The sequence below is a fragment of the Robertmurraya sp. genome, from assembly GCF_036676585.1.
Classification (GTDB): Bacteria; Bacillota; Bacilli; order Bacillales; family Cytobacillaceae; genus Robertmurraya_A.
This window is the reverse complement of sequence record NZ_JAKFCQ010000031.1, coordinates 49,252-73,360: the sequence shown is the minus strand read 5'-3', so window position 1 is coordinate 73,360 and position 24,109 is coordinate 49,252. Positions and strand designations below refer to the sequence as shown.

The window sequence follows — 24,109 nt, the reverse complement described above, 5'->3', positions numbered from 1 at the left end:
GGGGGGATAGAAATTGTCTTATAAGAAGCGATTGTCATTATTTATATTAATTGATTCCTTCATTGTATTAACAGCCATCTTCTTTGGGTTCTTCCTTACAAATGCAAGTACTGGTGTCATCACATCTCCAATTGTATTAAGCTCATTAGCTATCGTGCTTAGTCATCATGTCTATTCATTGCTTTTACATGTTTATAAAAAGGCATGGGAATATGCAAGTGTAGGAGAAATGATCATCATATGTAAAGTCGTGACGTTGTCTATACTTACAGCAGCACTTACTCAACAGATTATGCTTGGTGAAATCTTCTTCCGACTTTTGGCCGTAACATGGCTTCTACATATGTCTATGATTGGAGGATCAAGATTCTGTTGGAGAATTTATCGTGATAATTATTTACAATCCACTGAGGAAAAAATGCGAACTTTAATTATAGGAGCAGGTTCTGCTGGAACAATGGTGGCAAGACAATTACTAAGAAGTAGTGATTCAGTATTACAACCAGTTGCATTTATTGATGATGATCTCAACAAACATCAATTGGACATCCTCGGGATTCCAGTAGTCGGGAGCATCGATCAAATAACTAAAACAGTCGATTCACTAGGTATAGATAATATCATTATTGCCATTCCTTCTTTAGGAAGAAAAGACTTGAACACCATTTTTCAAGAATGTGCGAAAACAAAGGCGAAAACACAAATCCTTCCAATGTTAGAGGACATTGTGACGGGTAGAGTGTCTGTTAGTGGTATTCGGGATGTTGAGGTAGAGGACTTACTAGGGCGTAGTCCTGTCGTTCTTGATATGGATCGAATCTCGGAATATGTTACGGATCGGGTCGTACTAGTAACTGGAGCGGGCGGTTCCATTGGATCAGAACTGTGCAGACAGATATCCTTGTTCTCACCAAAGAAACTTGTGTTACTCGGTCACGGTGAAAATAGTATTTATTCCATTGAGCAAGAGCTTAAAGAGAAGTTTGGGAACCTCCCAATTGAGTATGTTACGGAAATTGCTGACTTACAGGATGCAAAGAAAATGATGAATGTGATGGGAACTCACCATCCTGCAGTAGTCTATCACGCAGCAGCTCATAAGCATGTTCCGTTAATGGAGCGAAATCCAGAGGAAGCAGTCAAAAATAATATTATTGGTACAAGAAATGTGGCGGAAGCAGCTAGCTGGCATGGGGTTGAAACCTTTGTCATGGTTTCAACAGATAAGGCTGTGAATCCAACGAGTGTGATGGGAGCAACGAAAAGACTTGCAGAGATGATTGTTCAAAACATGGATCAAAAAAGTAAGACGAAATTTGTTGCTGTTCGTTTTGGAAATGTACTGGGAAGCCGTGGCAGTGTCATACCATTATTTAAAAAACAGATAGCCAAAGGTGGACCAGTTACGGTCACACATCCGGATATGATTCGATATTTTATGACCATTCCAGAAGCCTCTCGACTAGTCATTCAAGCAGGTGCACTAGCGCGTGGTGGAGAGATCTTCGTATTAGATATGGGAGAACCCGTAAAAATTGTAGACTTGGCCAAGAATTTAATCAAGCTATCAGGCTATACAATAGAAGAAATAGGAATTGAATTTACAGGAATCCGCCCTGGTGAGAAGTTGTTTGAAGAGCTCTTAAAGGACGATGAAGTACAGGAAAAACAAGTATTTCCGAATATATATATAGGAAAGCCGGCTAAGCTTTATCTCGAGGATATTGATAAGATTGTTCAAACTTTCCACACGATGGAGAAAGAAACGTTAAAAGAAGTGTTAATTAACCTAGCGAACAATAAGGTGAAGAGAAAGAAAGCTACTGTTGTATCTATTTCAGGATAAGAAAGGGGAAACAAATGAAAAAAGTAAAAAAGGCAATCATTCCAGCAGCAGGATTAGGAACTCGATTCCTTCCAGCAACCAAAGCAATGCCAAAGGAAATGCTACCAATCGTTGATAAGCCAACTATTCAATATATTATTGAAGAAGCGGTTGCTTCTGGAATCGAAGACATCATCATTGTAACAGGTAAAGGAAAACGTGCCATTGAGGATCACTTTGATAACTCTTTTGAACTAGAACAAAATTTAATTGAAAAAGGAAAGTTTGAGTTACTAAGTGAGGTGCAAAAATCCTCACAAATGGCAGATATCCATTATATCCGTCAAAAGGAGCCAAAGGGATTAGGTCACGCTATTTGGTGTGCGAGAAAATTCATTGGAAATGAACCATTCGCTGTTCTTCTTGGAGACGATATCGTTCAAGCAGAAAAGCCATGTTTAAAACAATTAATCGATCAATACGAAAGATATCAGGCTTCCGTTCTAGGAGTACAAAAAATTCCAATGGAAGAAGTATCGCGCTATGGTATTGTTAACGGCAATGAAATTGGTGAAAGATTCTTTAGTGTGAATAGCCTAGTAGAGAAGCCTAAGATGGAGGAGGCTCCTTCAAATCTAGCTATTATGGGTCGATACATCTTAAATCCTAGAATTTTTGATATTTTAGGAGACCAAGGACCTGGAGCAGGTGGAGAAATTCAGTTGACAGATGCCATCGCAGGGCTAAATCGATATGAGGCAGTTTATGCTTATGATTTTGAAGGAACTCGCCATGATGTAGGAGAAAAGATGGGCTTTATTCAAACTACGATTGAATTTGCCCTTCAAAAAGAAGAGCTACGTTCCGACCTATTAAACTATCTATCAGCTGTGCTGGATAGACAACTAATAAAGTAGGTGTCCTATGAAAAGAAAAGTGTTGTTCTGTGCGACTGTTGACTATCATTTCAGCGCATTCCACCTACCCTATTTAAAGTGGTTCAAGGAACAAGGGTGGGATGTTCATGTAGCTGCATCTGGAACAATCGAACTACCATTTGTAGATAAAAAGTTCAATCTCCCGATACAACGGTCACCTTTTCATAGAAAAAACATAGCTGCGTATAACCAACTAAAAGAGGTTATAGATCGAAATGGGTATCAACTCATACACTGTCATACACCAATGGGAGGAGTGCTTGCTAGACTAGCAGCTCGTTCCGCAAGACAGAAAGGGACAAAAGTGATTTACACCGCACATGGGTTTCATTTTTGTAAGGGAGCACCCATTCCTAACTGGATGGTCTACTACCCTATTGAGAGAATATTATCTTACTTAACGGACTGTTTAATTACGATTAATGAAGAAGATTATAACTTAGCCACCTCCCATCAGTTCAAAGCAAAGCTAATTGAACATGTACATGGGGTGGGGGTGGATACAGAACGGTATACACCAGTATCCAACTTTCATAAAGAAGTGTTAAGGGCAGAGCATCGTTATGATAACGATGCTTTTTTAATGTTTTACGCGGCGGAGTTTAATACAAATAAGAATCAGCAGCTTCTAATTCATGCACTTGCTCATGTTAAGGAGCAGATCCCTAAAGCGAGATTACTGTTAGCGGGAGAAGGACCTCTGCTCGAGCAAAGCAAACAGCTAGCAGAAAAGCTAAATGTTCTATGTATGATAGATTTTTTAGGATACCGTAGGGATATCGAATCTTTATTAAAAATGAGTGATATTGTCGTTGCGTCTAGCAAAAGAGAGGGACTTCCTGTGAATATCATGGAAGCAATGGCATGTGGATTACCAGTTATAGCTAGTGTTAATAGGGGACATATAGAGTTAGTAAGTGATGGTATAAATGGATTTACAGTTGTAAATGACAACTTTCAAGATTTTGGCTCGAAAATATTGAAGCTATATAATTCGGTGGATATGCGAGGAAAAATGGGAACTGCTAGCGTTAAATTAGTAAAAAAGTTTTCATTAGACCAAGTTAGTGCAGAAATAAAAGAAGTGTATTCAAACTATATTGCGGAGGAACGTCGTGAAGCCGAAAGTAAGTATAATCGTGCCTATATATAATGTGGATAAATATCTAAGAAGATGCTTAGACAGTATCTTAAATCAATCAATAAAGGAAATTGAGGTCATTGCTGTCAATGATGGCTCAACCGATAGGTCCTACGAAATCTTACTAGATTACCAAAAATCGGATCCACGATTCAAAGTCATAAATAAAAAAAATGGTGGAGTATCCGCAGCTAGAAACACTGGATTGAAACAAGTTACTGGAGAATATATAGGTTTTGTTGATCCAGATGATTGGATTGATAAACATATGTATGAAGAACTATATAAAACTGCTCAAGTTGAAGAAGCCGATGTTGTTATGTGTAGTTATATTAGAGAATTTGGTAGTCATTCAAAAAAAAAGCAGTTTCATATGCCTGAACAAGTGAAGTTTACCGGTGAAGAAGTTCATAAAAAAGTACTTAGAAGATTAATAGGACCATTAGGAGAAGAAGTAAGGAATCCAGAATTACTTGATGCATGGGGTACCGTCTGGTCAAAGCTCTATAATGCTAACTTAATTCTTGATAATAAAATAGTATTTACTGACTTACAAGAGATAGGAACTAATGAAGATTCTTTATTCAATATAGAGGTTATGTACTTTACACAAAACTTTGTATACATCAATAAGTATCTTTATCACTACTGGAGAGACAACAGTACTTCTTTAACCTCTAATTATAAACCTAATTTACTGAGTCAGTGGGAATGTCTTTTTAATAAGCTATCAACATTTATTGAAAAGAATGAGCTGGATAATACTTATAGTCAAGCGCTAAGTAACCGAATTTGTCTTAATACTCTTGGTCTTGGACTAAATGAATTATTTGAACAGAACCAGCAAGCATCAATAAAGGTGAAAAAAATAAAAAGGATCTTACAACATCAGCAAATAAGAAGTTCCTTTACTAATTTAGACTTAAGTCAATTTCCATTTGTTTGGAAAGTCTTTTATTTTTTCGCTAAATCTAGATTTGTAGCGGGTTACTACTGTTTATTAGTTGCCATAAACATATTAAGAAAGACGTTAAGATAGGAGGATCGAAGTGAAACCAATAAGAATACTTCAAGTAGTAACCATCATGAACCGTGGTGGATTAGAAACGATGTTGATGAATTACTATCGACAGATAGATCGGAGCAAGGTCCAGTTTGATTTTATGGTACATAGAAAAGAAAAGGGCGATTATGATGATGAAATAAAATCCTTAGGTGGTAGGATTTATCAAATGCCAGCTATTAAACCAGGAAATTACAAAAGGTATTTTAGATTGTTAGATAGCTTTTTCCTGGAGCATAAAGAGTTTAGAGTAGTCCATTCTCATATCAATGAAAACAGTGCTTTTGTATTGAGAGCAGCTAATAAAGCAAATATACCGTGTAGAATTGCTCATAGCCATTTGGCTGGTCTACCACTAGATTATAAATATCCATTCAGGTTATATGCGAGAATGTTTTTAAATAAAAATGTGAGTCATTATTTTGCTTGCTCAGAAGAAGCTGGAGAATGGTTATTTGGAAAAGAAATACAACAAAGTAACCAAGTGAAAGTATTTAAAAATGCTATTAACTGCAACGAATTCACATATAGAGATTCCGTAAGAATTGAAGTAAGAAAATCTCTTAATTTAGAAGGGAAAAAAGTTATTGGTCATGTTGGGAGATTCAATCCTCAGAAAAATCACAATTTTTTAGTAGATATATTTCATGAAGTTTACAAAAAAGATAAGGATTCAGTACTCCTTTTAATAGGTCATGGAGATTTAATAGACGAAATCAAACGCAAAGTTGAGAAATTAAATCTATCAAATGCAGTTAGGTTTCTGGGCTTAAGAACTGATATTGCAGAATTAATGCAAGCTATGGATGTATTTGTTTTTCCATCCTTGTATGAGGGGCTGGGCGTAGTACTAATTGAGGCTCAAGCTTCTGGATTAAAGTGTGTTACTTCTACTGGAACACCAACCGAAGCCGACGTTACAAACTCAGTAGATTTTTTAGACTTAGAACTTCCTGCAAAAGAATGGGCGGAGAAAATTTTATTATGTAAGGGAGATAGAAACCTTAATATTAATTCGATTAGAGAAAGAGGATACGATGTTTCTACAAATATAGAGTGGTTATTGAATTTTTATATTGAAAATAATAAACCACAGTTAGAGGTGGTTATATAATAATGACTACTTTAACAATTTTCACTCCTACGTTTAATAGGGCATACACTTTAAATAAATGTTATGAGAGTTTAAAAAGGCAAAGTTGTAAGGATTTTATATGGCTAGTTGTTGACGATGGATCTAAAGATAACACTAAAGAACTAATAAGTAGTTGGATTGAGGAAAAAATTGTTCCGATAAAATACGTATATCAGGAAAATCAAGGTATGCATGGTGCTCATAATACTGCCTATGAATTAATCGATACAGAACTTAATGTATGTATTGATTCAGATGATTACATACCTGATGATGCAGTTGAAAAAATTATTACATTTTGGCGGATAAATGGTAGTGGAAATTTTGCAGGATTTGTAGGTCTTGATGCAACCCCAGATGGTGAAGTTATAGGAACTGTTATGCCGAAAAATGTGAAAGAGTCAACTCTCTTAGATCTCTATGGTAAGTATGGGGTTAAAGGGGATAAAAAACTAGTATATAGAACCGAAGTAATTAAAGCCACTCCACCTTACCCAGTATTTAAAAATGAAAAATACTGTCCTTTAAGTTATAAATATATTCTTGTTGATCAAAAACACCCTCTATTAATTTTTAATGAAATACTTTGCTATGTTGAATATATGCCGGATGGCTCTAGCATGAATATTATTAATCAATATAGAAAGAACCCACGAGGTTTTGCTTTTTTTAGAAAGGTTGCAATAAAATATTCACCTACATTGATTGGGCGTTATAGAGAATGCCTTCATTATGTATCAAGTAGTTTAATGATAAAAAATTCAAGATTTATTATCGAATCACCAAATAAGACTCTAACTTTAATGGCAGTACCAATGGGTGTTCTCCTTTATTTATATTTAAAGAATACTAGTAGGGCCACAGTTTTTAAACAGAACAGTTAGGTGCTTTCTTAGTTTATAGTCATATGAAAGGGCAATTCTAATGACTTTATTATGGATAAATCTATTTTTTGTATTTATTCTATCCTTTTTTTCAAGGTATTTTGCTTCTCGAAATTTTGTTTCGGATCTCGGTATTATTTATGTTAGACCGAATAAATTACTAATTTTAGGCACAATACTTGTACTTGTCGGCATATCAGGGCTTCGAGAAAATATTGGAGATACGTATTTTTATATTCATTCGTACAATATCACCAAATATAGTTGGGAAAATATACTTGAGGGTAAAGATATTGGATTTGGGATACTTCAATTGATACTTCAGAAGTTTACAGACGATCCACAGATTTTAATATTTACAACCGCTTTAATAACCAATTTACTGATAGTAATTATATTGGCCAAATATTCCAGGTTATTTGAATTAAGCACGTACGTTTATATTACAGGAGGATTATTTCTTGTATCTATGAACGGAATAAGGCAAGTTTTAGCAGCAGCTATTATTTTTACAGCTACAAAATTTATTATAAATGGGAATTGGATAGCATATTTTATTATTATACTATTTGCATCAATGTTCCATCAAAGTGCTTTGGTTTTACTACCAATTTATTTTCTAGTTAGGTATAAAGCTTGGTCTAGAGCTACAATTATCCTTCTGTTTTTCTCTGTGCTCATTGTTCTAGGATATAATCAGTTTTCTACATTATTGTTTAGTGCCATACAGGACACACAATATGGTCAGTATTCTGAGTTTCAGGAAGGTGGAGCAAATATAATAAGAGTTGCTGTATATGCTGCTCCACTAGTAATAGCATTTGTCGGTAGGGGAAAATTAAGGAAAATATACCCTATTAGTGACTACATTGTTAATATGGCACTAGTAGGTTTAATCTTTATGATTATTTCAACACAGAATTGGATTTTTGCTAGATTCTCCATCTATTTTAACCTATATCAACTAATCTTAGTTTCTTGGGTTGTTAAATTATTTAGGGAGAGAGAACAGCGTTTTGTTTATATAGCTCTAATAATTTGCTATTTTATTTACTACTATTATGAATCAGTTATTAGTTTAAATATTGTCTATAAAAGTAGCTTTTGGGGACTCTGATTTAAAGGAGGCATTCATATGGCAATACTCGTGACAGGTGGAGCAGGTTACATTGGAAGTCATACATGCGTGGAGTTATTAAATGAAGGACACAATATCGTTGTTGTTGACAACTTCATTAATAGTAAACCAGAATCTTTGAATAGAATAAAGAACATCACAGGGAAAGACTTCAAGGTTTATTATATCGATCTTTTAGATGAGAAAGCACTTACTAAAGTATTTGAAGAAAACGAAATTAATGCAGCGATTCACTTCGCAGGTCTAAAAGCAGTAGGAGAGTCGGTTAATGTTCCACTTTGGTACTACCACAACAATATCACAAGCACAGTAATTCTTTGTAAAGTGATGCAAAAATATGGTGTGAAAAAATTGGTCTTTAGCTCATCTGCTACTGTTTATGGTATTCCAGAAACCGTACCAATTAAAGAAGACGCCAGCTTATGGGCAATGAACCCTTATGGTAGAACAAAGTTGATGATTGAGGATATACTAAGAGACTTATATGTATCGGATAAAAGCTGGAGTATCGCTATATTAAGATACTTTAATCCGATTGGAGCACATAATAGTGGATTAATCGGAGAGGATCCTAACGGGACTCCTAACAATCTAATGCCATATATTACTCAAGTAGTTGTTGGAAAACTTAAAGAGTTAAGTGTTTTTGGAAACAACTACCCAACAATAGACGGAACGGGTGTAAGAGACTATATACACGTTGTTGACCTGGCAAGAGGGCATTTAAAAGCAGTAGAAAAGGTGAAAGAATCAAAAGGAATTAGTGCATATAATCTTGGAACGGGAAAAGGATACAGTGTTCTTGATGTCATTCAAGCTTTTGAGCAGGCTTCACTGGTTAAGGTTCCTTACAAAATAGTAGAACCTAGACCAGGAGATGTCGCCTCTTGCTTTGCAGATCCAACAAAGGCAAAAATGGAACTGAGCTGGGAAGCGGAAAAAGGAATAGAAGAAATGTGTGCCGATGCTTGGCGATGGCAACGAAAAAATCCAAATGGATATGAAGAAGACCCTCACTTTACAGGAAAAAGTGGGGATTTTTTATTTGGGGAAAAAGTTGAAGAAACAGTAAAGTGAGGAAAAAACAGTGGGAATGCAAACGCAACAAAAATTTAAAGAATTGCTTGTGGAACTTTATTCAAAAGGGCAGGATTCAGATATACAAGTGAATGACATGATTGTAGAAATTCAGCAAAGATTGAATGAACTTTTAGAACCTAAAAAGCAGATTCTACCCTAGGGAGTAGGAAACGTGAAGAGATGTCTTGATTTTATATGTGGCTTGATACTATTTATCTTGTTTTTGCCAGTCATGTTAACTTTAGCTCTTTTAATAAGAATCAAATTAGGAGCACCTATTTTATTTATGCAGCAACGACCGGGATTACATGGAAAACCATTTTATCTTTATAAGTTTCGGACAATGACCGATGCCAGAGATAGTATGGGGAATTTATTTTCTGACCGTATTCGACTCACCCCGTTTGGAGCTACATTAAGAAGGTTCAGTCTTGATGAACTCCCACAATTAATAAATGTCATTATGGGAGATATAAGCTTAGTCGGCCCTAGACCCTTATTAATGGAATATTTACCCTTATATTCCGAAGAACAAGCAAAACGTCATATGGTTCGACCAGGGATTACTGGGTGGGCCCAAGTAAATGGACGTAACGCAATTAGCTGGGAAGATAAGTTTAAATTGGATGTTTGGTATGTGAACAATCGTTCCTTGTGGTTAGACTTGAAAATCTTATTTATAACGATAAAAAAAGTAGTTAAAACCGAAGGGATTACCCAAAGAGGGGTAGCTACAGTAGAACCATTCAAGGGTACAAAATCAGTAGAAGGAGGTCATGGATGAAACTAGCGGTTGTTGGAACGGGAGGACATAGCAAGGTTATTCAAGATTTGGTTCGGTTAAATGAAGAAAATCAAATTATCGCCTTTTTAGATGATAAATACACGAGTCTAACTTTTGAACATTCTGTTTACAATGGTCCAATCGATTCGGCTAAACAATTATTACACATTCATCCAAATCTAAAGTTCATTATAGCAATTGGAAGAAATGAAACTAGGAAAAGAATAGTCGAAAGATTAGCATTTCAAGATGCTTTCTTTGCAACATTGATTCATCCGACAGCATGGATTAGTCCGAGTGTAACAATTGGTATGGGAACAGTTGTCATGCCACAAGCCGTAATAAATGCAGATTCGTACATTGGTAATCATACGATCATTAATACAGGAGCAATCATTGAACATGATAACCAAATCTCTGATTTTGTTCATGTTTCTCCGAAAGCTACATTGACGGGTGGAGTGAAAGTGGGAGAAGGAGTACATATAGGGGCAGGAGCCTCAGTTATTCCCAGCTTAGAAATTGGGGAATGGTCAATCATCGGTGCTGGTGCCACTGTGATAAAGTCCATCCCTCCATCAAGTACAGCTGTTGGTGTCCCTGCTAAAGTAATAAAACTACAATTGATAGAGGGTGTCTAAATGATTTCTTCAGTTAAGAAAAGTCGAATTTTCCTATCGCCTCCTCATCTGTCAGGTAATGAAGCCAAGTATATACAGGAGGCAATTGAAACGAATTGGATTGCCCCATTAGGACCTAATGTGGATTCATTTGAAAAAGAATTGGCCGAATACGTAGGAGCCAGTGGAGCAGTTGCTGTTAGTTCAGGTACAGCTGCAATCCACTTGGCTCTTTCTTTGTTAGAAGTAGGTAAAGGAGATACTGTATTTTGCTCCTCACTTACCTTTGTTGCAAGCGCAAACCCAATTCTATACCAAGGAGCAGAGCCAGTTTTCATTGACTCAGAGCCGGATACGTGGAACATGTCTCCGAAGGCACTTGAGAGAGCATTAAGGGATGCGAAACTTCAGGGAAGGTTACCTAAGGCAGTTATTGTTGTCAATCTTTATGGTCAAAGTGCCAAAATGGATGAGATAGTATCTCATTGTAATGAATATGAGGTACCCATTATTGAGGATGCAGCAGAATCGTTAGGAGCTTCTTACAAAGATATACCAAGTGGAACGCTTGGCAAGTTCGGAGTTTACTCCTTTAATGGGAACAAAATTATCACAACATCTGGCGGAGGTATGCTGGTTTCCAATGATTTAGAAGCCTTAAACCGAGCACGATTCTTAGCAACGCAAGCCCGAGACTTTGCTCCACATTATCAACACAGCACCATGGGCTATAACTACCGAATGAGTAATGTTTTAGCGGGTATAGGCAGAGGGCAATTAGAGGTTTTAGAAGAAAGAGTGCAGGCGAGGAGAAGTGTATTTTCTAAGTATCAAGAAGAAATAGGACATTTACCTGGTATTTATTTTATGCCTGAATTGAAGGATACCAAGTCCAACCGTTGGCTGACTGCTTTAACAATTGATGAAAGAGAAGCAGGAGTTTCTGTAAAGGAAATCTTGGACTTAATGGCTAATGAGAATATAGAAGCTCGACCTGTATGGAAACCACTCCATTTACAGCCTTTATTTAGAGGGATGAAATATTTTTCACATCAAGAAACCTATAGTGTGTCGGACCAATTATTTGAATCGGGGATTTGCCTCCCTTCAGGTTCAAATTTAACAAATGAAGAACTGAAAAGAATAGTCGATTGTATTAAATCCTTAAACCTTGGATGTGAAAAAGTACAACAATTCGGATAAAACGGGGTAAAAATAATGATTGGAAAAAACATTTATGATATTCGAAAAAGAAGAGGCCTTACCTTAACAGAGCTTGCAGAACGAGCTGGAATAGCCAAATCATACCTAAGTAACATTGAAAGAAATTTAAATCAAAATCCCTCCATTAATGTAATTGAAAAGATTGCTTCTGTATTGGAGGTAGATTTAAAGGAATTACTAGGTTCAGGTGACGACAAAAAAGAGCCTCAAATGGATAATGAGTGGGTGGAGTTTGTTAAAGAATTGAGAGATTCTGGAGTAGAAAAAGATCAAATTCAAGAGTATAAGATGCTCTTAGATTTTATAAAGTGGCAGAATACAAAACAAGGATAAGGATGTGTGGGATGAAAACAGATACAACAAATATCCCAAAGGTTATCCACTATTGCTGGTTTGGTGGGAAAGAAAAGCCTGAAATCGTAAAAAAGTGCATTCTAAGCTGGAAAAAAACCCTAAAAGATTATGAAATCATTGAATGGAATGAAACCAACTTTAACATTCATTCAAATACTTTCGTTCGAGAAGCTTATGAAGCTGGGAAATTTGCCTTTGTAAGTGACTATGTAAGAGTATATGTCCTCTATAACCAGGGGGGAATCTATTTAGATACGGATGTTGAAGTGTTTCAAACTTTTGATGAATTTCTTCACCATGAATCGTTTTGGGGATTTGAACAAGAGAATTATATTGCGACAAGTACGATTGGAGCCCAAAAAGGAAATACGGTAATTGGTAGGTTCTTAAATTCATATAAAAACAAAGCTTTTCAAAACGAAGATGGAAGCTTTGATCAATTAACTAATGTAGCAATAGTTACTAGGATTTTAGAAGATATTGGACTAAAAAGGGATGGTAATTATCAAGTTATTGAAGGCATTGGAGCATTTTATCCACAAACATATTTTTCTCCATATGACTATATTAACATCAGAAAATTTATTACTAAGCAAACTGTTACCATTCATCATTTTCATAAGAGTTGGTTACCTGCCAGAGCCAGGATGAAAAGTAGCTTGAAACAACTTGCTGCTAAATGTATCGGTGGGGATAATATTGAGAAAATTAGAAAGATAATGGGAGCTTAAAAATGAAGAATGTATTGATAGCTTCATTTGATATGGAAGTTGGAGGGGTTGAAAGAAGTTTAATTAGTATGATGGAAAATTTTGACTATAAAACCTATAGCGTTGATTTAATGCTTTATAGGCAGCAAGGAGATTTCTTAAGTTTGCTACCTTCTCAAGTGAATTTATTGAAGGAAATTGGAGAATATACAACTTTTAGAAAATCAATAAAAGAAATCTTTAAAGAAGGTCAAACTTTAATTGGCATTTCAAGAATACTTGCAAAAGTAAATTCTGACTTAAAGGGAAAGATGGCTAGGATTGAAGAACCTGGATACATCCAGATGCAGTTAATGTGGAAATATGCTCTCCCATTTCTACCAGAATTTCAGAAAGAATATGATGTTGCAATAAGCTACCTTTGGCCTCATTATTTTGTTGCTTATAAAGTAAGAGCAAAGAAAAAGATTGCATGGATTCATACAGACTACTCAATGATTGATACTGATATTAAACTTGACTTAGAATTATGGTCTAATTTTGATCATATTATGGCAGTATCAGAGGCTTGTAAAGAGTCATTTTTACACAAATATCCGTCATTAAGAAAAAGGGTTTTTGTGATGGAAAATATAGTTTCACCGGAATTTATTCAAAGAATGGCCAACGAGGAAATTAATCATTATTTCTTTAAAGACCCTCGTTTTAAGATTGTAACAGTTGCAAGGTTATCTCATGCTAAAGGTATTGATAATGCAGTAAGAGCTTTAAAAGTATTGAGGGATAATGGTTATAAAAATATTGCTTGGTATGTTGTAGGATATGGGGGAGATGAAGAGGAAATAAAGAGTTTAATAAGGGAAGCAAACTTAGAGGATTGTTTTATCTTACTGGGTAAGCAATTAAATCCGTACCCATTTATGAAATTTGCAGATTTATACGTACAACCCTCAAGATATGAAGGTAAAGCTGTAACTGTCTCTGAAGCGCAGATTCTTGGTAAACCTGTATTAATCACCAATTATTCAACTGCTAAAAGTCAGCTTGTTGACCGTAAAACCGGTATTATAGTTGATTTGTCCATTGATGGTATTGTTGAAGGTATTAAAGAAATGTATTCTAGTGAAAATGTCAGAAATACTATTAAAACAAATAATCTTGAACTTGATTTTCAAAATAATAAAGAACTAAATATCTTATATAGTAAAATATAATCCTAAATGAGTGTGGTTTAATACAATGATAAAAATACTTTTCTTTATAGAAAGTTTAGCTGGTGGAGGGGCAGAAAAAGTACTTACAGATATAGTTAAAAAGGTAAATAGAAATATGTTTGATATTACAATAATAACAGTTGTTGATGTTGGAGTTTATATGGATGAAGTAAAGAGGTATTGTGGGTATCAAAGTTTACTTTCCTATCCTGGTAAAAATGGTACCTTATTTGAAAAGATTATTTACAAGATAAAATATAGATTTATATATAACTTACCAACAAAATGGGTATACAAGTATTTTATAAAAACTAAATTTGATGTTGAAGTTGGATTTGTTGAAGGATTTGCAACAAAGTTTATTTCAAGTAGTAGTAATAAAGATAGTAAAAAAATTGCATGGGTCCATGTGGATCCTATTGAAAGACAATATGCAGATAGTTATTGGACTAATTTAACTAATCAAATTAATTCTTATAAGAAATATAACAAGGTGGTTTGTGTTTCTAAAAGTGTTAAGGAATCATTTGAAAGAAAGTTCTTTACAGACCCTAAAATAAAAGTAATATATAATCCCGTTGATAACGAAAATATACTAGAGAAAAGTAAAGTAAACAGTAGATTAATCAGACCTAATCAAATGTTACTTGGAACTATTGGAAGATTAACAGACCAAAAAGGATATGACCGTCTCATTAGGGTGATAAAAAGATTAAAGAATGAAGAAATAGAAGTAGTTCTCTGGATCCTAGGTGAAGGGATAATGGAAAAGCAATTAAAGGAATATATTAATAATAATAATCTATCTAATAATGTCAAATTACTTGGGTTCCAAGAAAATCCATACTCGATAATAAAGCAATGTGATCTTTTTGTTTGTTCATCAAGAGCCGAGGGGTTTAGTTTAGCAATAGCAGAGTCAATAACATTAGGTTTACCAATATTAAGTACAGATTGTTCTGGTCCTAACGAATTATTAGGCTATGGTAAATATGGTTTTTTAGTAAAAAATGATGAAGATTCATTATACGCTGGGATAAAGATCCTATTAAATGACAAGAAATTGCTACAATATTATAAAAATAGATCTAATGAAAGAAAAAGACATTTTAGTATTGACAGAACAATTAAAGAAATTGAAGAAATTTTAATTTAGGTGATTAATATGAAACCATTTATTAGTTTGATTGTTCCTGTTTATAATGGGGAAAAATTTTTAAGGAAATGTTTAGAGTCATTAGTATCACAAACATATAAGGACTATGAGATTATTATTATAAACGATGGTTCTACAGATAATAGTAAGTCTATATGTGATGAGTTTAACTTAAAATATAAAAACTTCAGAGTAATTAACATAGAAAATGGAGGTGTTTCAAACGCAAGAAATATAGGGATCGAACAGAGTAGAGGAGAGTTTATTTCTTTTGTAGACTCTGATGATTTTGTTGGTGAAAAATATCTCGAAATTATGGTGAGAAAAATAGAAGAATCAAATGTTGATATGGTTATTTGTGGAATTAAACAGGTGGAAAATAGTGATATTTGTAAAGTGGTAAGTGAACTATTATGCCCAAAGCCTGGATATATCCATAAAGAAAACCTAGGAGTGGTGATAAAGGATCTAATAAATTCATCTTACATTAATTATTGTTATTCAAAACTTATAAAAAGATCATTGCTAATTGATAATCAAATTAAGTTCAATAATAATTTAGACTTAGGGGAAGATACTCTTTTTGTAATAGAATGTCTGAAATATGTTGATTCAATCCATTTGATATCTAAGTCATCTTATTATTATTTAATTAATTCATCAAGTAATTCACTGACTCATAAGATCAGGAAAAATAAATTTGGGATCCTTAATTATATTTCTAAGTATATATATGAATTTTGTGAAAAAAGTGGATTTTTAAATAATGAATTAGAAAAGTCTTTAATTGAGAGATATTTTAAAATAATTCAATTCTGTTTAGATGAAAATCTTAACCTAAGACAAAAAGGAGATTTTCTTAGACGTTTAAAATCAATCAGCTTAATTTTAAATCACCCAGATGTAATAAATTTTTTAAATAAAAATAAGGATAATCTTTCTAGCTTCCCAAAAGTTATCATAAATTCTATTAGAACAAGAAATTCAATCATTTATATTGCTACATACTATTTATTAATACTGACACGGAAGGTAAAAAGTACCTTATGAAAAAGAAAATTTTATTTGTAACTAAGAGCGAAATGTTAGGCGGTTTAGAAAAGGTTTTGATTGATATTGTCGATTTCCTTGATAATAGTATCTTTGATATCACCGTTATGACAGGCACTAAGAATGAGGATATAGCAAAAGGTCTACCGAGAAATGTGAAATATGAATACTTATTTAAAAAAAAATTTAGAGGTTTAGATAGGATTTTAGTACACCTTCCATCTGTCATCTTACATAAATTATTTATTAGAAAAAAATATGATATAGAAATCTCCTTTCAAGAAGGGTATCCTACTAAGATTGTTGCAGGAAGTAGTCGTAATACAAAAAAAATATGCTGGTTCCATAATGATCCGTATTATTATGACTTTAATTTGCCTTATTACAATAACAAAGCAAATTTAAAAAAAGAATTAAATAAATATGATAAAAAGGTAGCTGTTTCAGAATTTATAGTAGAACAATACGACAAATACCTAGGTATAGGTAATGGAATTAATGTGATTTATAATCCAATTGACTACTCAAGGGTGAAAAGAGATGCAAATGAAATAGTTGAAGACATTCAAAAAATACCTGACCTTTTTAGACTGTGTTATATAGGGAGATTGTCTGAAGAAAAGCAAGTAGATATGCTAATTGATAGTGTTCAAATGCTATATGAAAAATATAACTCAACTAATAATTTAGAATTAATCATAATTGGTGATGGTCATTTGTATTCACAAATCGCTAAAAAAATAGAGGATTTGGATGCTAAAGAATATATTAAATTACTTGGTTTTAAGAAAAATCCCTATCCATATATAAAAGAATCTACTTTATTAGTTTGTTCATCCTTGACAGAATCTTTTTGTTTGAGTGTAGCAGAAGCACTCATTTTAGGAACACCCGTAATATCTACAAGATGTGGAGGTCCAGAAGAGCTTCTAAATAAAGGGGAGTACGGGATTGTAACTGAAAATAATTCTCAGTCCCTTTTTGAAGGAATTGAACAAATAATGACTAATAAAAATTTATTAACGTATTACAAAAATAAAATCGATAATTATCCAAAGAAATTTGAAAAAGAAATAATCCAATATAAGGTTATAGATTTATTAAAGGAGGTACTACATGAAGAAGATTGTATTATTTAGTCATGGAGGAAGTGGAAATAGAGGTTGTGAAGCAATAGTTCGAAGTACTCGTAACATAATTGGAGATATTTGCGGAGATGGTTATGAATATTACTTATGTTCCCTAAATGAAGAAGAAGATAAACAAGTTGAAATTAACCAATTTAATGATATTGTTCAATATAAAAATAGTGTAAGTAGATATAGCCTTGAGCATTTTTATGCAAATTTTAAATATAAAGTAACTGGGACGACAGATCAATATATTTCATATGGTCAAAAATCTCTTTATAAGCATTTTGGGAGTGATTCGTTAGCATTGTCTATAGGTGGGGATAATTATTGTTATACAGATTCAAAATGGTTACATGTTAGTCATAGAGAAGCAAAAAAAAGGAAAACAAAAACTGTTTTATGGGGATGTTCATTAGAAGAAGGTAATATGAATAAAGAGATGTTAGAGGATTTGAGGAACTATGATTTAATTATTGCTAGAGAAAGTATAACTTATGAAACTTTATTAAAGTACGGAATTAATAAAGCTACAAAGTTGTATCCAGATCCTGCTTTTCAATTAAACTCTAAAGAAGTTAATTTACCTGATGGTTTTATGGAAAATAACACTGTGGGAATTAATTTAAGTCCATATATTTATAAGTCTTCATTACCTAAAGAAACTGTAATAAATATATACATTAACTTTATTGAGCATATTATTAATACTTGTGATATGCAAATTGCATTAATTCCACATGTTTTTTGGAGTCAAAGTAGAGATTTAGATGTACTAGAAAAAGTCTATACCAATTTTAAGAATTCTAATAGGGTTATTATAGTTAGAGAGAACCTTAATTGTATGCAGCTAAAGTATCTAATTTCGAAGTGTAGATTTTTTATTGGAGCGAGAACTCACTCTACAATCGCAGCTTACTCTTCTTGCATTCCTACTCTAGTGATAGGTTATTCAGTTAAGTCTATTGGAATAGCTAGAGACATATTTGGTTCTGAAGAAAATATGGTAATACCAGTACAAAATATTTTAAATAAAGGTAATCTAATTGAAAAATATAATTTCTTAAGAGAAAATGAACAAAATATAAAAGACCATTTGAAAAGCTTTATGCCTGTTTACAAAGAAAAAGCCAAACTAGCAGGAGAAGAATTAAATAAACTAATAAAAGTAACCACTTTTTCCTAGGGGGTTGCTTTTTATTTTAATTAAGGAGGTATTATTAAATTGAAATTAATAACAATAATAATTCCTTGTTTTAATGAAGAGAATTCAATTGCTGAATTGTATACTCGACTTAACCAAGAAATAAGTATTATTAATAATTATAGCTTTGAGATCCTATTTATCAATGATGGGAGTAGTGATGACACACTTCTAAAAATTAAAAAATTAAGAAACAATGACCAACGCATATCTTTTGTTAATTTATCTAGAAATTATGGGAAAGAAATTGCGATGGCAGCAGGATTTGATTATGCTATTGGAGATGCAGCTATAATAATGGATGCTGATTTACAACATCCACCTGAAATAATAAAAGAAATGATTTATTACTGGGAAGAAGGATATGAAGATATATATGCAAAAAGACTAAAACGTGAAGGAGAATCTATGTTTAAGCGATACACGTCAAAAGCATACTATCGCGTCTTACAAAAAATGACAAAAATACCTATTTTAGAGGACGTTGGAGACTTTCGTTTATTGGATCGTCGATGCATTGAGGCTCTAAAACAGTTTAGAGAGTCTCAAAGAAACACAAAAGGAATATATAGCTGGATAGGTTTTAGGAAAAAGGAAATATTTTTTGATGCCCCCATTAGGAAAACAGGAAAAAGTAAATGGAGTTTAGTAAGTTTGATAGATTTAGCTATAGATGGAGTTACTTCATTTACCATATTACCTCTTAGAATTTCATCAATTTTAGGATTTTTTATTTCAGTACTTGCTTTTATATATCTTTTATTTATAGTTACCAAAACAATTATATTTGGAGAAATCGTTAGCGGGTATCCTTCTTTAATGGTTGTAATTCTATTTCTAGGAGGAATTCAGTTGATTTCTTTAGGAGTTATTGGGGAGTATTTAGGTCGAGTATTTAACGAAACCAAAAATCGCCCATTGTATTTTGTTGAAGATTATAAAAGTAAGAAAGTAGAGAACAGAATTTATGAAGAGATTCCTAGTTAAAAAAATAAGGTATCTGATTGTCGGTAGTATAACTACTATTGTTAATTTAATAAGTTATTGGTTAGCTGTTAATATATTTTTATTTGATTATAGAACTGGTACAGCTATAGCTTGGTTACTTGCGGTTTTATTTGCTTACTATGCAAATAAAAAATATGTTTTTGAAAGTAAAAATAAAAATATAACCAAAGTGTTAAAAGAAATAAGTTTGTTTTTTCTTCTTAGATTCTTTTCATTTTTAATTGACTTGGTAGCAATGATGGTGTTAGTTAGCGGTTTAAATAATGATGATTTTACAGCAAAGTTACTATCTAATGTACTTGTTTTAATAGTGAATTATATATTTAGTAATAATATTGTTTTCAGAAAAGAATCTACTGAAATGGTTAAAGGAGCACTGAAATGAATCGGCTTATCAAATCTAGAGAAGATAAATATTATGTTATTTCTTTTATGGCGATATTTTCATTTTATTTATATTTAGCTTATAGTACTCCTTTAACTGGTGATGATTGGTTCTGGGGAAGTGATAATGGGCTGAAAGAATTAGAAGATTGGTTTAGCGGTTATAATGGAAGGTACTTAGGGAATCTTACAGTTATTGTATTAACTAGAATAGAGTGGTTAAAGTTAGCCTTAATCCCACTGTTTTCAACTTTAATAGTTATACTTATGATTAATTCATCTAAGAAGAGAGATAGTTTCTATTTAACACTTTCATTAATATTAATACTTTTTATACCAACTAATATATATAGTCAGACATACGCATGGGTTTCTGGTTTTTCGAATTATGTAACCTCAATAGCATTAGTTTTAATCTATACCTCAGTGATAAAAAATGTTTTTGAATCTGACGAGCCAATGTATAATAAGTGGCAAACTTTTTTTGTAATCCCCTTAGGTTTGGGAACACAGTTATTTGTAGAACACATCACATTGTATGTGTTATTTTTATCGATTTTTATAATATGCTTCAGTTTTTATAAATTCAAGAGGGTATACCCACTCCATGTATTATATCTTTGTTCTTCTATTATAGGGGCTATAATTATGTTTTCTAATAGTGCTTATTCAACTATTGTAGGTGGAAATGATGATTATCGTTCTTTAAATTCTAATACTTATAATTTTATTACATTTATCAAAGTTATATACAGTGTATATAAAAATCAAGTATACCCTATATTTATTAGTAACAGTATTGTCTTAATAATAGTTTTGTCGTTTCTTTGTAAAATCCTTATTTTTAGATCCCTAAAGAAAGAAAATAAAATAAAAAATTATGTTTATATCGTACTTTTGAGTATTGTTTTGTTTTACCCAATATATGCAATACTTATAAACTTATCAATATTATATAAATCTATACCAAGTGATGTAAGTATAATCTTTTCTGTTTGCTATTTTGTAAGTGTTGCATTTGTAATATTACTGACAGTAGATGTGACAAAATATAAATATCATATTCTTTTTTATTATTTCTCTGCTTGGTTAATAATATGCCCACTTTTTTTTGTGAATCCAATAGGTCCAAGGAATTTTATAGCACCTTACATATTTTTAATTGTTGCGATTTTAATAATATTTCAGTATCTAGAGGTCCATAAGTTACTAGAGAAAAAATTTGTGAAAACTTTTTTAAGCTTATCTTTAATATTAGTTTCAATATCCTACATTTTTACATTTAGTTCTATTAGATATTCAGATAATCTTCGTATGAAAGAAGTAATAGATCAAGTAAAAGATAACAAGAGCGAAATTATTTTAAGGAAACTTCCGCACGACCATTACCTATGGATGAGCTCACCTGAGGAAGAAGGTTTTCACTCTGAAGCATTCAAGCAATATTATGGTATTCCAAAAGACACTAGGTTAATAACTACACCCTAATAATTAGAAAAATAATTGATAATAAGAGGGAGGAACTATGGGGACAAGTCAGTATAAAATAGGTGCATTATTATCTTATATGACTATTTTCCTTGGGAATATTGTAGGTATAATATATACACCGATTATGTTAAGAATGCTTGGACAAGAGGAGTATGGATTATATTCACTTGTCTCTTCTCTAATTGCTACACTAAGTCTAGTAGATTTAGGGTTTGGAAATACTACAATAAGATATGTCTCGAAATACAGAGCACTTGGAGACCATGAAAAACAGAACAATTTAAATGGCTTATTTATACTAATAAATACAGTAATATTATTTTTAACAGTCATTATAGGATTGATATTATACTACTTCTCTGACAATTGGTTTAGCTCTGCATTAAGTCCATCAGAAGTAGATAAATTTAAGATTATGTTAATTGTGTTAACACTTAATTTAGCGGTAAGCTTTCCGTTTTCTGTATTCGGTTCTATTATTGTTGCTTATGAGAAATTTATATTCCCTAAAGTAATTGGAATAATACGAACAATACTTAATCCAATTATTGTTATTGCTGTCCTATATCAAGGTTATGATTCACTTGGCATGGTAATTGCAAACTCATTGGTAAATATTTTATTTCTTTGGACCAATGTTTATTATTGCTTCAGCAAATTGAAAATTCGTGTCAGTTTTAGAAAGATAGATAATAAAGTATTTAAAGAAATTTCTATATACTCTTTCTTTATCTTTTTAGGAATAATAGTAGATAAAATATATTGGTCTACTGATCAATTAATACTGGGTGTAATATCAGGTACAATTGCTGTCTCTGTCTATTCCATCGCATCTCAGCTGAATTTATATTATATGCAATTTTCGACTGCTATATCTGGAATGTTTTTACCTAGAATTACTTCTATGGTAACTAAAGATGCAACAGGAAAAGAACTAACAGATATATTTATTAGAATTGGAAGGATACAGTTATTAATTTTGGGTCTAATAATATCTGGATTAATTTCTTTTGGTAAGGAATTTATAGTTATATGGGCAGGCGAAAATTATATAGATGCTTACTATATAGCATTAATACTAATCATTCCCTTTACAATCCCTTTGATTCAAAATATGGGGTTAAATATCTTACAAGCAAAAAATTTACATAAATTCAGATCAATAGTTCTCCTGTTTTTAGCTGTTGTTAATTTATTAATAAGTATTCCATTAGCTAGGATGTATGGTGGAATTGGATGTGCCTTAGGGACAGGTATTTCAATGGTTGTTGGTAACATTATAATGATGAACGTTTATTATTATAAAAAAATAGGGTTAGATATATTATTGTTTTATAGAAGAATAAATTATCTAGCCTTTCTAATAGTCATTAATATAGTAGCTGGTTTTATATTAAATAGCTTGTTTCCTGATTATAAAATATTTACACTATTAATCAAAATAGTTATTTTAACAGTTTTTTATTTTGTACTAATGTATTTACTAGGTATGAATAGATATGAAAAAGAATTAATAAAATCAATAGTAAATCCGATTAGAAAAAAAATTATTATTTCGAAAGAAAAATCGAGCGAACAATATTAAAAGAGGAACCAACTTTCTTATAAAGTTGGTTTTTTTATTAGGAATAGGGGGAAATGTATGAACCAACGTTATGTTGAATTAGACTCATTAAGAGGAATCGCTGCAACAACAGTTGTTCTTTCACATATTGCTATAGTTTTGCCAGAATTATATGTTTTTAATAAATTTAAAAACACTCCATTCCATATATTTTGGGCAGGCCATGAGGCGTAATACTTTTTTTTATATTAAGTGGTTTTGTATTGTCATTACCTTTTTTTAATAATAAAACATTCAATTATAAAAATTACCTTATCAAAAGGGTATGTAGAATCTATATTCCTTACCTTATTTCAATATTTATTAGTTTGGTTTAATGTTTAGTTTTTCTAGAGTGAGTATTCCTGGTTATGAATATTCGTGGATATTACCACTCTCTTTTAATTCTATTTTGGATCATATCATTCTTTTTGGAGAATTTGAAACAAGAAATATTAATGCTGTTATATGGTCCTTGATACATGAGATGAGGGTTTCAATAATATTTCCTTTTATAGTGTATTTTATTTTAAGGTTAAATTGGAAAGGCACAGTACTATTACCTTTATTAATACCCGTAGTAATTGTTACAGTTTATTATTTTTTATTGAAGGCTGTAAAAATTGATATATCCTCATTAATATGGAACCCATCTTCTCATATATTAACAATTCATTACCTCTCAGTCTTTACACTATACCAAAAATATCTCTAAGTATAGAGATATTTTTGGTATAGTGTATGGAAGGGTAAATAGATTGGTTAAGATAATATTTGGATGTATCGGAATACTATTTTATATGTATAATTCTTGGTTTCTTCCTAATAATAAGTTACTGCATTTACCTTTATTAGGAGATTAGGCAATAGCAATAGGTAGTTTTATTTTTATTTTAATATCCTTAAACTCAACATGTATAAGAAGGTTATTAAAATCAAAAATAATTATTTTTATTGGGAAAATATCATATAG

25 protein-coding genes are annotated in these 24,109 nt (G+C 32.2%); all 25 read left to right on the top strand.

The window, feature by feature from the left end; all coding sequences use genetic code 11:
- The first annotated feature begins 13 nt into the window (after nt 1-13).
- From ACGLXV_RS03845 to ACGLXV_RS03725, 25 genes are read left to right on the top strand one after another with little or no spacing between them, the layout of a single operon-like run.
- Nucleotides 14-1,846, top strand: coding sequence for a polysaccharide biosynthesis protein (locus ACGLXV_RS03845; RefSeq protein WP_391557577.1), 1,833 nt, complete (start codon nt 14-16; stop codon nt 1,844-1,846).
- 14 nt (nt 1,847-1,860) lie between these two features.
- Nucleotides 1,861-2,742 (top strand): UTP--glucose-1-phosphate uridylyltransferase GalU, encoded by an 882-nt coding sequence (galU, locus tag ACGLXV_RS03840; protein WP_391557576.1) that lies wholly within the window; start codon nt 1,861-1,863, stop codon nt 2,740-2,742.
- A 7-nt stretch (nt 2,743-2,749) separates the two neighbouring features.
- Nucleotides 2,750-3,916 (top strand): glycosyltransferase family 4 protein, encoded by a 1,167-nt coding sequence (locus ACGLXV_RS03835; protein ID WP_391557575.1) that lies wholly within the window; start codon nt 2,750-2,752, stop codon nt 3,914-3,916.
- Nucleotides 3,879-4,943, top strand: coding sequence for a glycosyltransferase family 2 protein (locus ACGLXV_RS03830; protein WP_391557574.1), 1,065 nt, complete (start codon nt 3,879-3,881; stop codon nt 4,941-4,943). Before ACGLXV_RS03835 ends, ACGLXV_RS03830 begins: the two co-directional genes overlap by 38 nt.
- Before the next feature lie 10 nt (nt 4,944-4,953).
- On the top strand, nt 4,954-6,081 hold the full coding sequence (locus ACGLXV_RS03825) for a glycosyltransferase family 1 protein (protein WP_391557573.1): 1,128 nt from the start codon (nt 4,954-4,956) through the stop codon (nt 6,079-6,081).
- Between the two features lie 2 nt (nt 6,082-6,083).
- Nucleotides 6,084-6,986 carry a glycosyltransferase family A protein gene (locus ACGLXV_RS03820; RefSeq protein WP_391557572.1) on the top strand — a complete coding sequence of 301 codons (903 nt, stop codon included), beginning with the start codon at nt 6,084-6,086 and terminating at the stop codon, nt 6,984-6,986.
- 40 nt (nt 6,987-7,026) lie between these two features.
- A complete protein-coding gene (locus ACGLXV_RS03815; RefSeq protein WP_391557571.1) occupies nt 7,027-8,103 on the top strand; it encodes an EpsG family protein in 1,077 nt (358 codons plus the stop codon).
- Nucleotides 8,104-8,121: 18 nt separating this feature from the next.
- Entirely contained in the window at nt 8,122-9,201 is a 1,080-nt protein-coding gene (gene galE, locus ACGLXV_RS03810) for a UDP-glucose 4-epimerase GalE (protein WP_391557570.1), read from the top strand.
- A 16-nt stretch (nt 9,202-9,217) separates the two neighbouring features.
- Nucleotides 9,218-9,364, top strand: coding sequence for a YwzD family small protein (locus ACGLXV_RS03805; RefSeq protein WP_483880581.1), 147 nt, complete (start codon nt 9,218-9,220; stop codon nt 9,362-9,364).
- Nucleotides 9,365-9,376: 12 nt separating this feature from the next.
- Nucleotides 9,377-9,988 carry a sugar transferase gene (locus ACGLXV_RS03800; RefSeq protein ID WP_391557568.1) on the top strand — a complete coding sequence of 204 codons (612 nt, stop codon included), beginning with the start codon at nt 9,377-9,379 and terminating at the stop codon, nt 9,986-9,988.
- On the top strand, nt 9,985-10,629 hold the full coding sequence (locus ACGLXV_RS03795) for an acetyltransferase (protein WP_391557567.1): 645 nt from the start codon (nt 9,985-9,987) through the stop codon (nt 10,627-10,629). The genes ACGLXV_RS03800 and ACGLXV_RS03795 overlap by 4 nt, the downstream gene beginning before the upstream one ends.
- Entirely contained in the window at nt 10,630-11,811 is a 1,182-nt protein-coding gene (locus tag ACGLXV_RS03790; protein ID WP_391557566.1) for a DegT/DnrJ/EryC1/StrS family aminotransferase, read from the top strand. It begins immediately after the preceding gene.
- A gap of 15 nt (nt 11,812-11,826) precedes the next feature.
- Entirely contained in the window at nt 11,827-12,165 is a 339-nt protein-coding gene (locus ACGLXV_RS03785; RefSeq protein ID WP_391557565.1) for a helix-turn-helix domain-containing protein, read from the top strand.
- An 11-nt stretch (nt 12,166-12,176) separates the two neighbouring features.
- Nucleotides 12,177-12,917 carry a glycosyltransferase family 32 protein gene (locus ACGLXV_RS03780; RefSeq protein WP_391557564.1) on the top strand — a complete coding sequence of 247 codons (741 nt, stop codon included), beginning with the start codon at nt 12,177-12,179 and terminating at the stop codon, nt 12,915-12,917.
- Nucleotides 12,918-12,919: 2 nt separating this feature from the next.
- The gene (locus tag ACGLXV_RS03775) at nt 12,920-14,110 is read left to right on the top strand and encodes a glycosyltransferase (RefSeq protein WP_391557563.1); all 1,191 of its coding nucleotides are present in this window, start codon (nt 12,920-12,922) and stop codon (nt 14,108-14,110) included.
- A 25-nt stretch (nt 14,111-14,135) separates the two neighbouring features.
- Entirely contained in the window at nt 14,136-15,266 is a 1,131-nt protein-coding gene (locus ACGLXV_RS03770; RefSeq protein WP_391557562.1) for a glycosyltransferase, read from the top strand.
- Nucleotides 15,267-15,275: 9 nt separating this feature from the next.
- Nucleotides 15,276-16,316 carry a glycosyltransferase family 2 protein gene (locus tag ACGLXV_RS03765; protein ID WP_391557561.1) on the top strand — a complete coding sequence of 347 codons (1,041 nt, stop codon included), beginning with the start codon at nt 15,276-15,278 and terminating at the stop codon, nt 16,314-16,316.
- The gene (locus ACGLXV_RS03760; RefSeq protein ID WP_391557560.1) at nt 16,313-17,455 is read left to right on the top strand and encodes a glycosyltransferase; all 1,143 of its coding nucleotides are present in this window, start codon (nt 16,313-16,315) and stop codon (nt 17,453-17,455) included. Before ACGLXV_RS03765 ends, ACGLXV_RS03760 begins: the two co-directional genes overlap by 4 nt.
- Nucleotides 17,433-18,632: a polysaccharide pyruvyl transferase family protein gene (locus ACGLXV_RS03755; protein WP_391557559.1), complete on the top strand. Its 1,200-nt coding sequence runs from the start codon at nt 17,433-17,435 to the stop codon at nt 18,630-18,632. The genes ACGLXV_RS03760 and ACGLXV_RS03755 overlap by 23 nt, the downstream gene beginning before the upstream one ends.
- Before the next feature lie 39 nt (nt 18,633-18,671).
- Complete coding sequence (locus tag ACGLXV_RS03750; RefSeq protein WP_391557558.1) at nt 18,672-19,637, top strand: glycosyltransferase family 2 protein; 966 nt, start codon at nt 18,672-18,674, stop codon at nt 19,635-19,637.
- A complete protein-coding gene (locus ACGLXV_RS03745; protein WP_391557557.1) occupies nt 19,618-20,043 on the top strand; it encodes a GtrA family protein in 426 nt (141 codons plus the stop codon). The genes ACGLXV_RS03750 and ACGLXV_RS03745 overlap by 20 nt, the downstream gene beginning before the upstream one ends.
- A complete protein-coding gene (locus ACGLXV_RS03740; RefSeq protein WP_391557556.1) occupies nt 20,040-21,530 on the top strand; it encodes a DUF6056 family protein in 1,491 nt (496 codons plus the stop codon). The genes ACGLXV_RS03745 and ACGLXV_RS03740 overlap by 4 nt, the downstream gene beginning before the upstream one ends.
- 37 nt (nt 21,531-21,567) lie before the next feature.
- Nucleotides 21,568-23,118 (top strand): oligosaccharide flippase family protein, encoded by a 1,551-nt coding sequence (locus tag ACGLXV_RS03735; protein ID WP_391557555.1) that lies wholly within the window; start codon nt 21,568-21,570, stop codon nt 23,116-23,118.
- A 57-nt stretch (nt 23,119-23,175) separates the two neighbouring features.
- A complete protein-coding gene (locus ACGLXV_RS03730) occupies nt 23,176-23,331 on the top strand; it encodes a hypothetical protein (protein WP_391557554.1) in 156 nt (51 codons plus the stop codon).
- Between the two features lie 29 nt (nt 23,332-23,360).
- The gene (locus tag ACGLXV_RS03725; RefSeq protein WP_391557553.1) at nt 23,361-23,474 is read left to right on the top strand and encodes a hypothetical protein; all 114 of its coding nucleotides are present in this window, start codon (nt 23,361-23,363) and stop codon (nt 23,472-23,474) included.
- The last annotated feature ends 635 nt before the right edge of the window (nt 23,475-24,109 follow it).

Bases quoted from the DNA above. Each gene is read 5' to 3' on its own strand.
- ACGLXV_RS03730 (WP_391557554.1), top strand. From the start codon at position 23,176: ATGAACCAACGTTATGTTGAATTAGACTCATTAAGAGGAATCGCTGCA.
- ACGLXV_RS03770 (WP_391557562.1), top strand. From the start codon at position 14,136: ATGATAAAAATACTTTTCTTTATAGAAAGTTTAGCTGGTGGAGGGGCA.
- ACGLXV_RS03790 (WP_391557566.1), top strand. From the start codon at position 10,630: ATGATTTCTTCAGTTAAGAAAAGTCGAATTTTCCTATCGCCTCCTCAT.
- ACGLXV_RS03740 (WP_391557556.1), top strand. From the start codon at position 20,040: ATGAATCGGCTTATCAAATCTAGAGAAGATAAATATTATGTTATTTCT.
- ACGLXV_RS03820 (WP_391557572.1), top strand. From the start codon at position 6,084: ATGACTACTTTAACAATTTTCACTCCTACGTTTAATAGGGCATACACT.
- ACGLXV_RS03765 (WP_391557561.1), top strand. From the start codon at position 15,276: ATGAAACCATTTATTAGTTTGATTGTTCCTGTTTATAATGGGGAAAAA.
- ACGLXV_RS03735 (WP_391557555.1), top strand. From the start codon at position 21,568: ATGGGGACAAGTCAGTATAAAATAGGTGCATTATTATCTTATATGACT.
- ACGLXV_RS03815 (WP_391557571.1), top strand. From the start codon at position 7,027: ATGACTTTATTATGGATAAATCTATTTTTTGTATTTATTCTATCCTTT.
- ACGLXV_RS03760 (WP_391557560.1), top strand. From the start codon at position 16,313: ATGAAAAAGAAAATTTTATTTGTAACTAAGAGCGAAATGTTAGGCGGT.
- ACGLXV_RS03835 (WP_391557575.1), top strand. From the start codon at position 2,750: ATGAAAAGAAAAGTGTTGTTCTGTGCGACTGTTGACTATCATTTCAGC.
- ACGLXV_RS03805 (WP_483880581.1), top strand. From the start codon at position 9,218: ATGCAAACGCAACAAAAATTTAAAGAATTGCTTGTGGAACTTTATTCA.
- ACGLXV_RS03775 (WP_391557563.1), top strand. From the start codon at position 12,920: ATGAAGAATGTATTGATAGCTTCATTTGATATGGAAGTTGGAGGGGTT.
- ACGLXV_RS03755 (WP_391557559.1), top strand. From the start codon at position 17,433: ATGAAGAAGATTGTATTATTTAGTCATGGAGGAAGTGGAAATAGAGGT.
- galE (WP_391557570.1), top strand. From the start codon at position 8,122: ATGGCAATACTCGTGACAGGTGGAGCAGGTTACATTGGAAGTCATACA.
- ACGLXV_RS03785 (WP_391557565.1), top strand. From the start codon at position 11,827: ATGATTGGAAAAAACATTTATGATATTCGAAAAAGAAGAGGCCTTACC.
- ACGLXV_RS03780 (WP_391557564.1), top strand. From the start codon at position 12,177: ATGAAAACAGATACAACAAATATCCCAAAGGTTATCCACTATTGCTGG.
- galU (WP_391557576.1), top strand. From the start codon at position 1,861: ATGAAAAAAGTAAAAAAGGCAATCATTCCAGCAGCAGGATTAGGAACT.
- ACGLXV_RS03795 (WP_391557567.1), top strand. From the start codon at position 9,985: ATGAAACTAGCGGTTGTTGGAACGGGAGGACATAGCAAGGTTATTCAA.
- ACGLXV_RS03745 (WP_391557557.1), top strand. From the start codon at position 19,618: ATGAAGAGATTCCTAGTTAAAAAAATAAGGTATCTGATTGTCGGTAGT.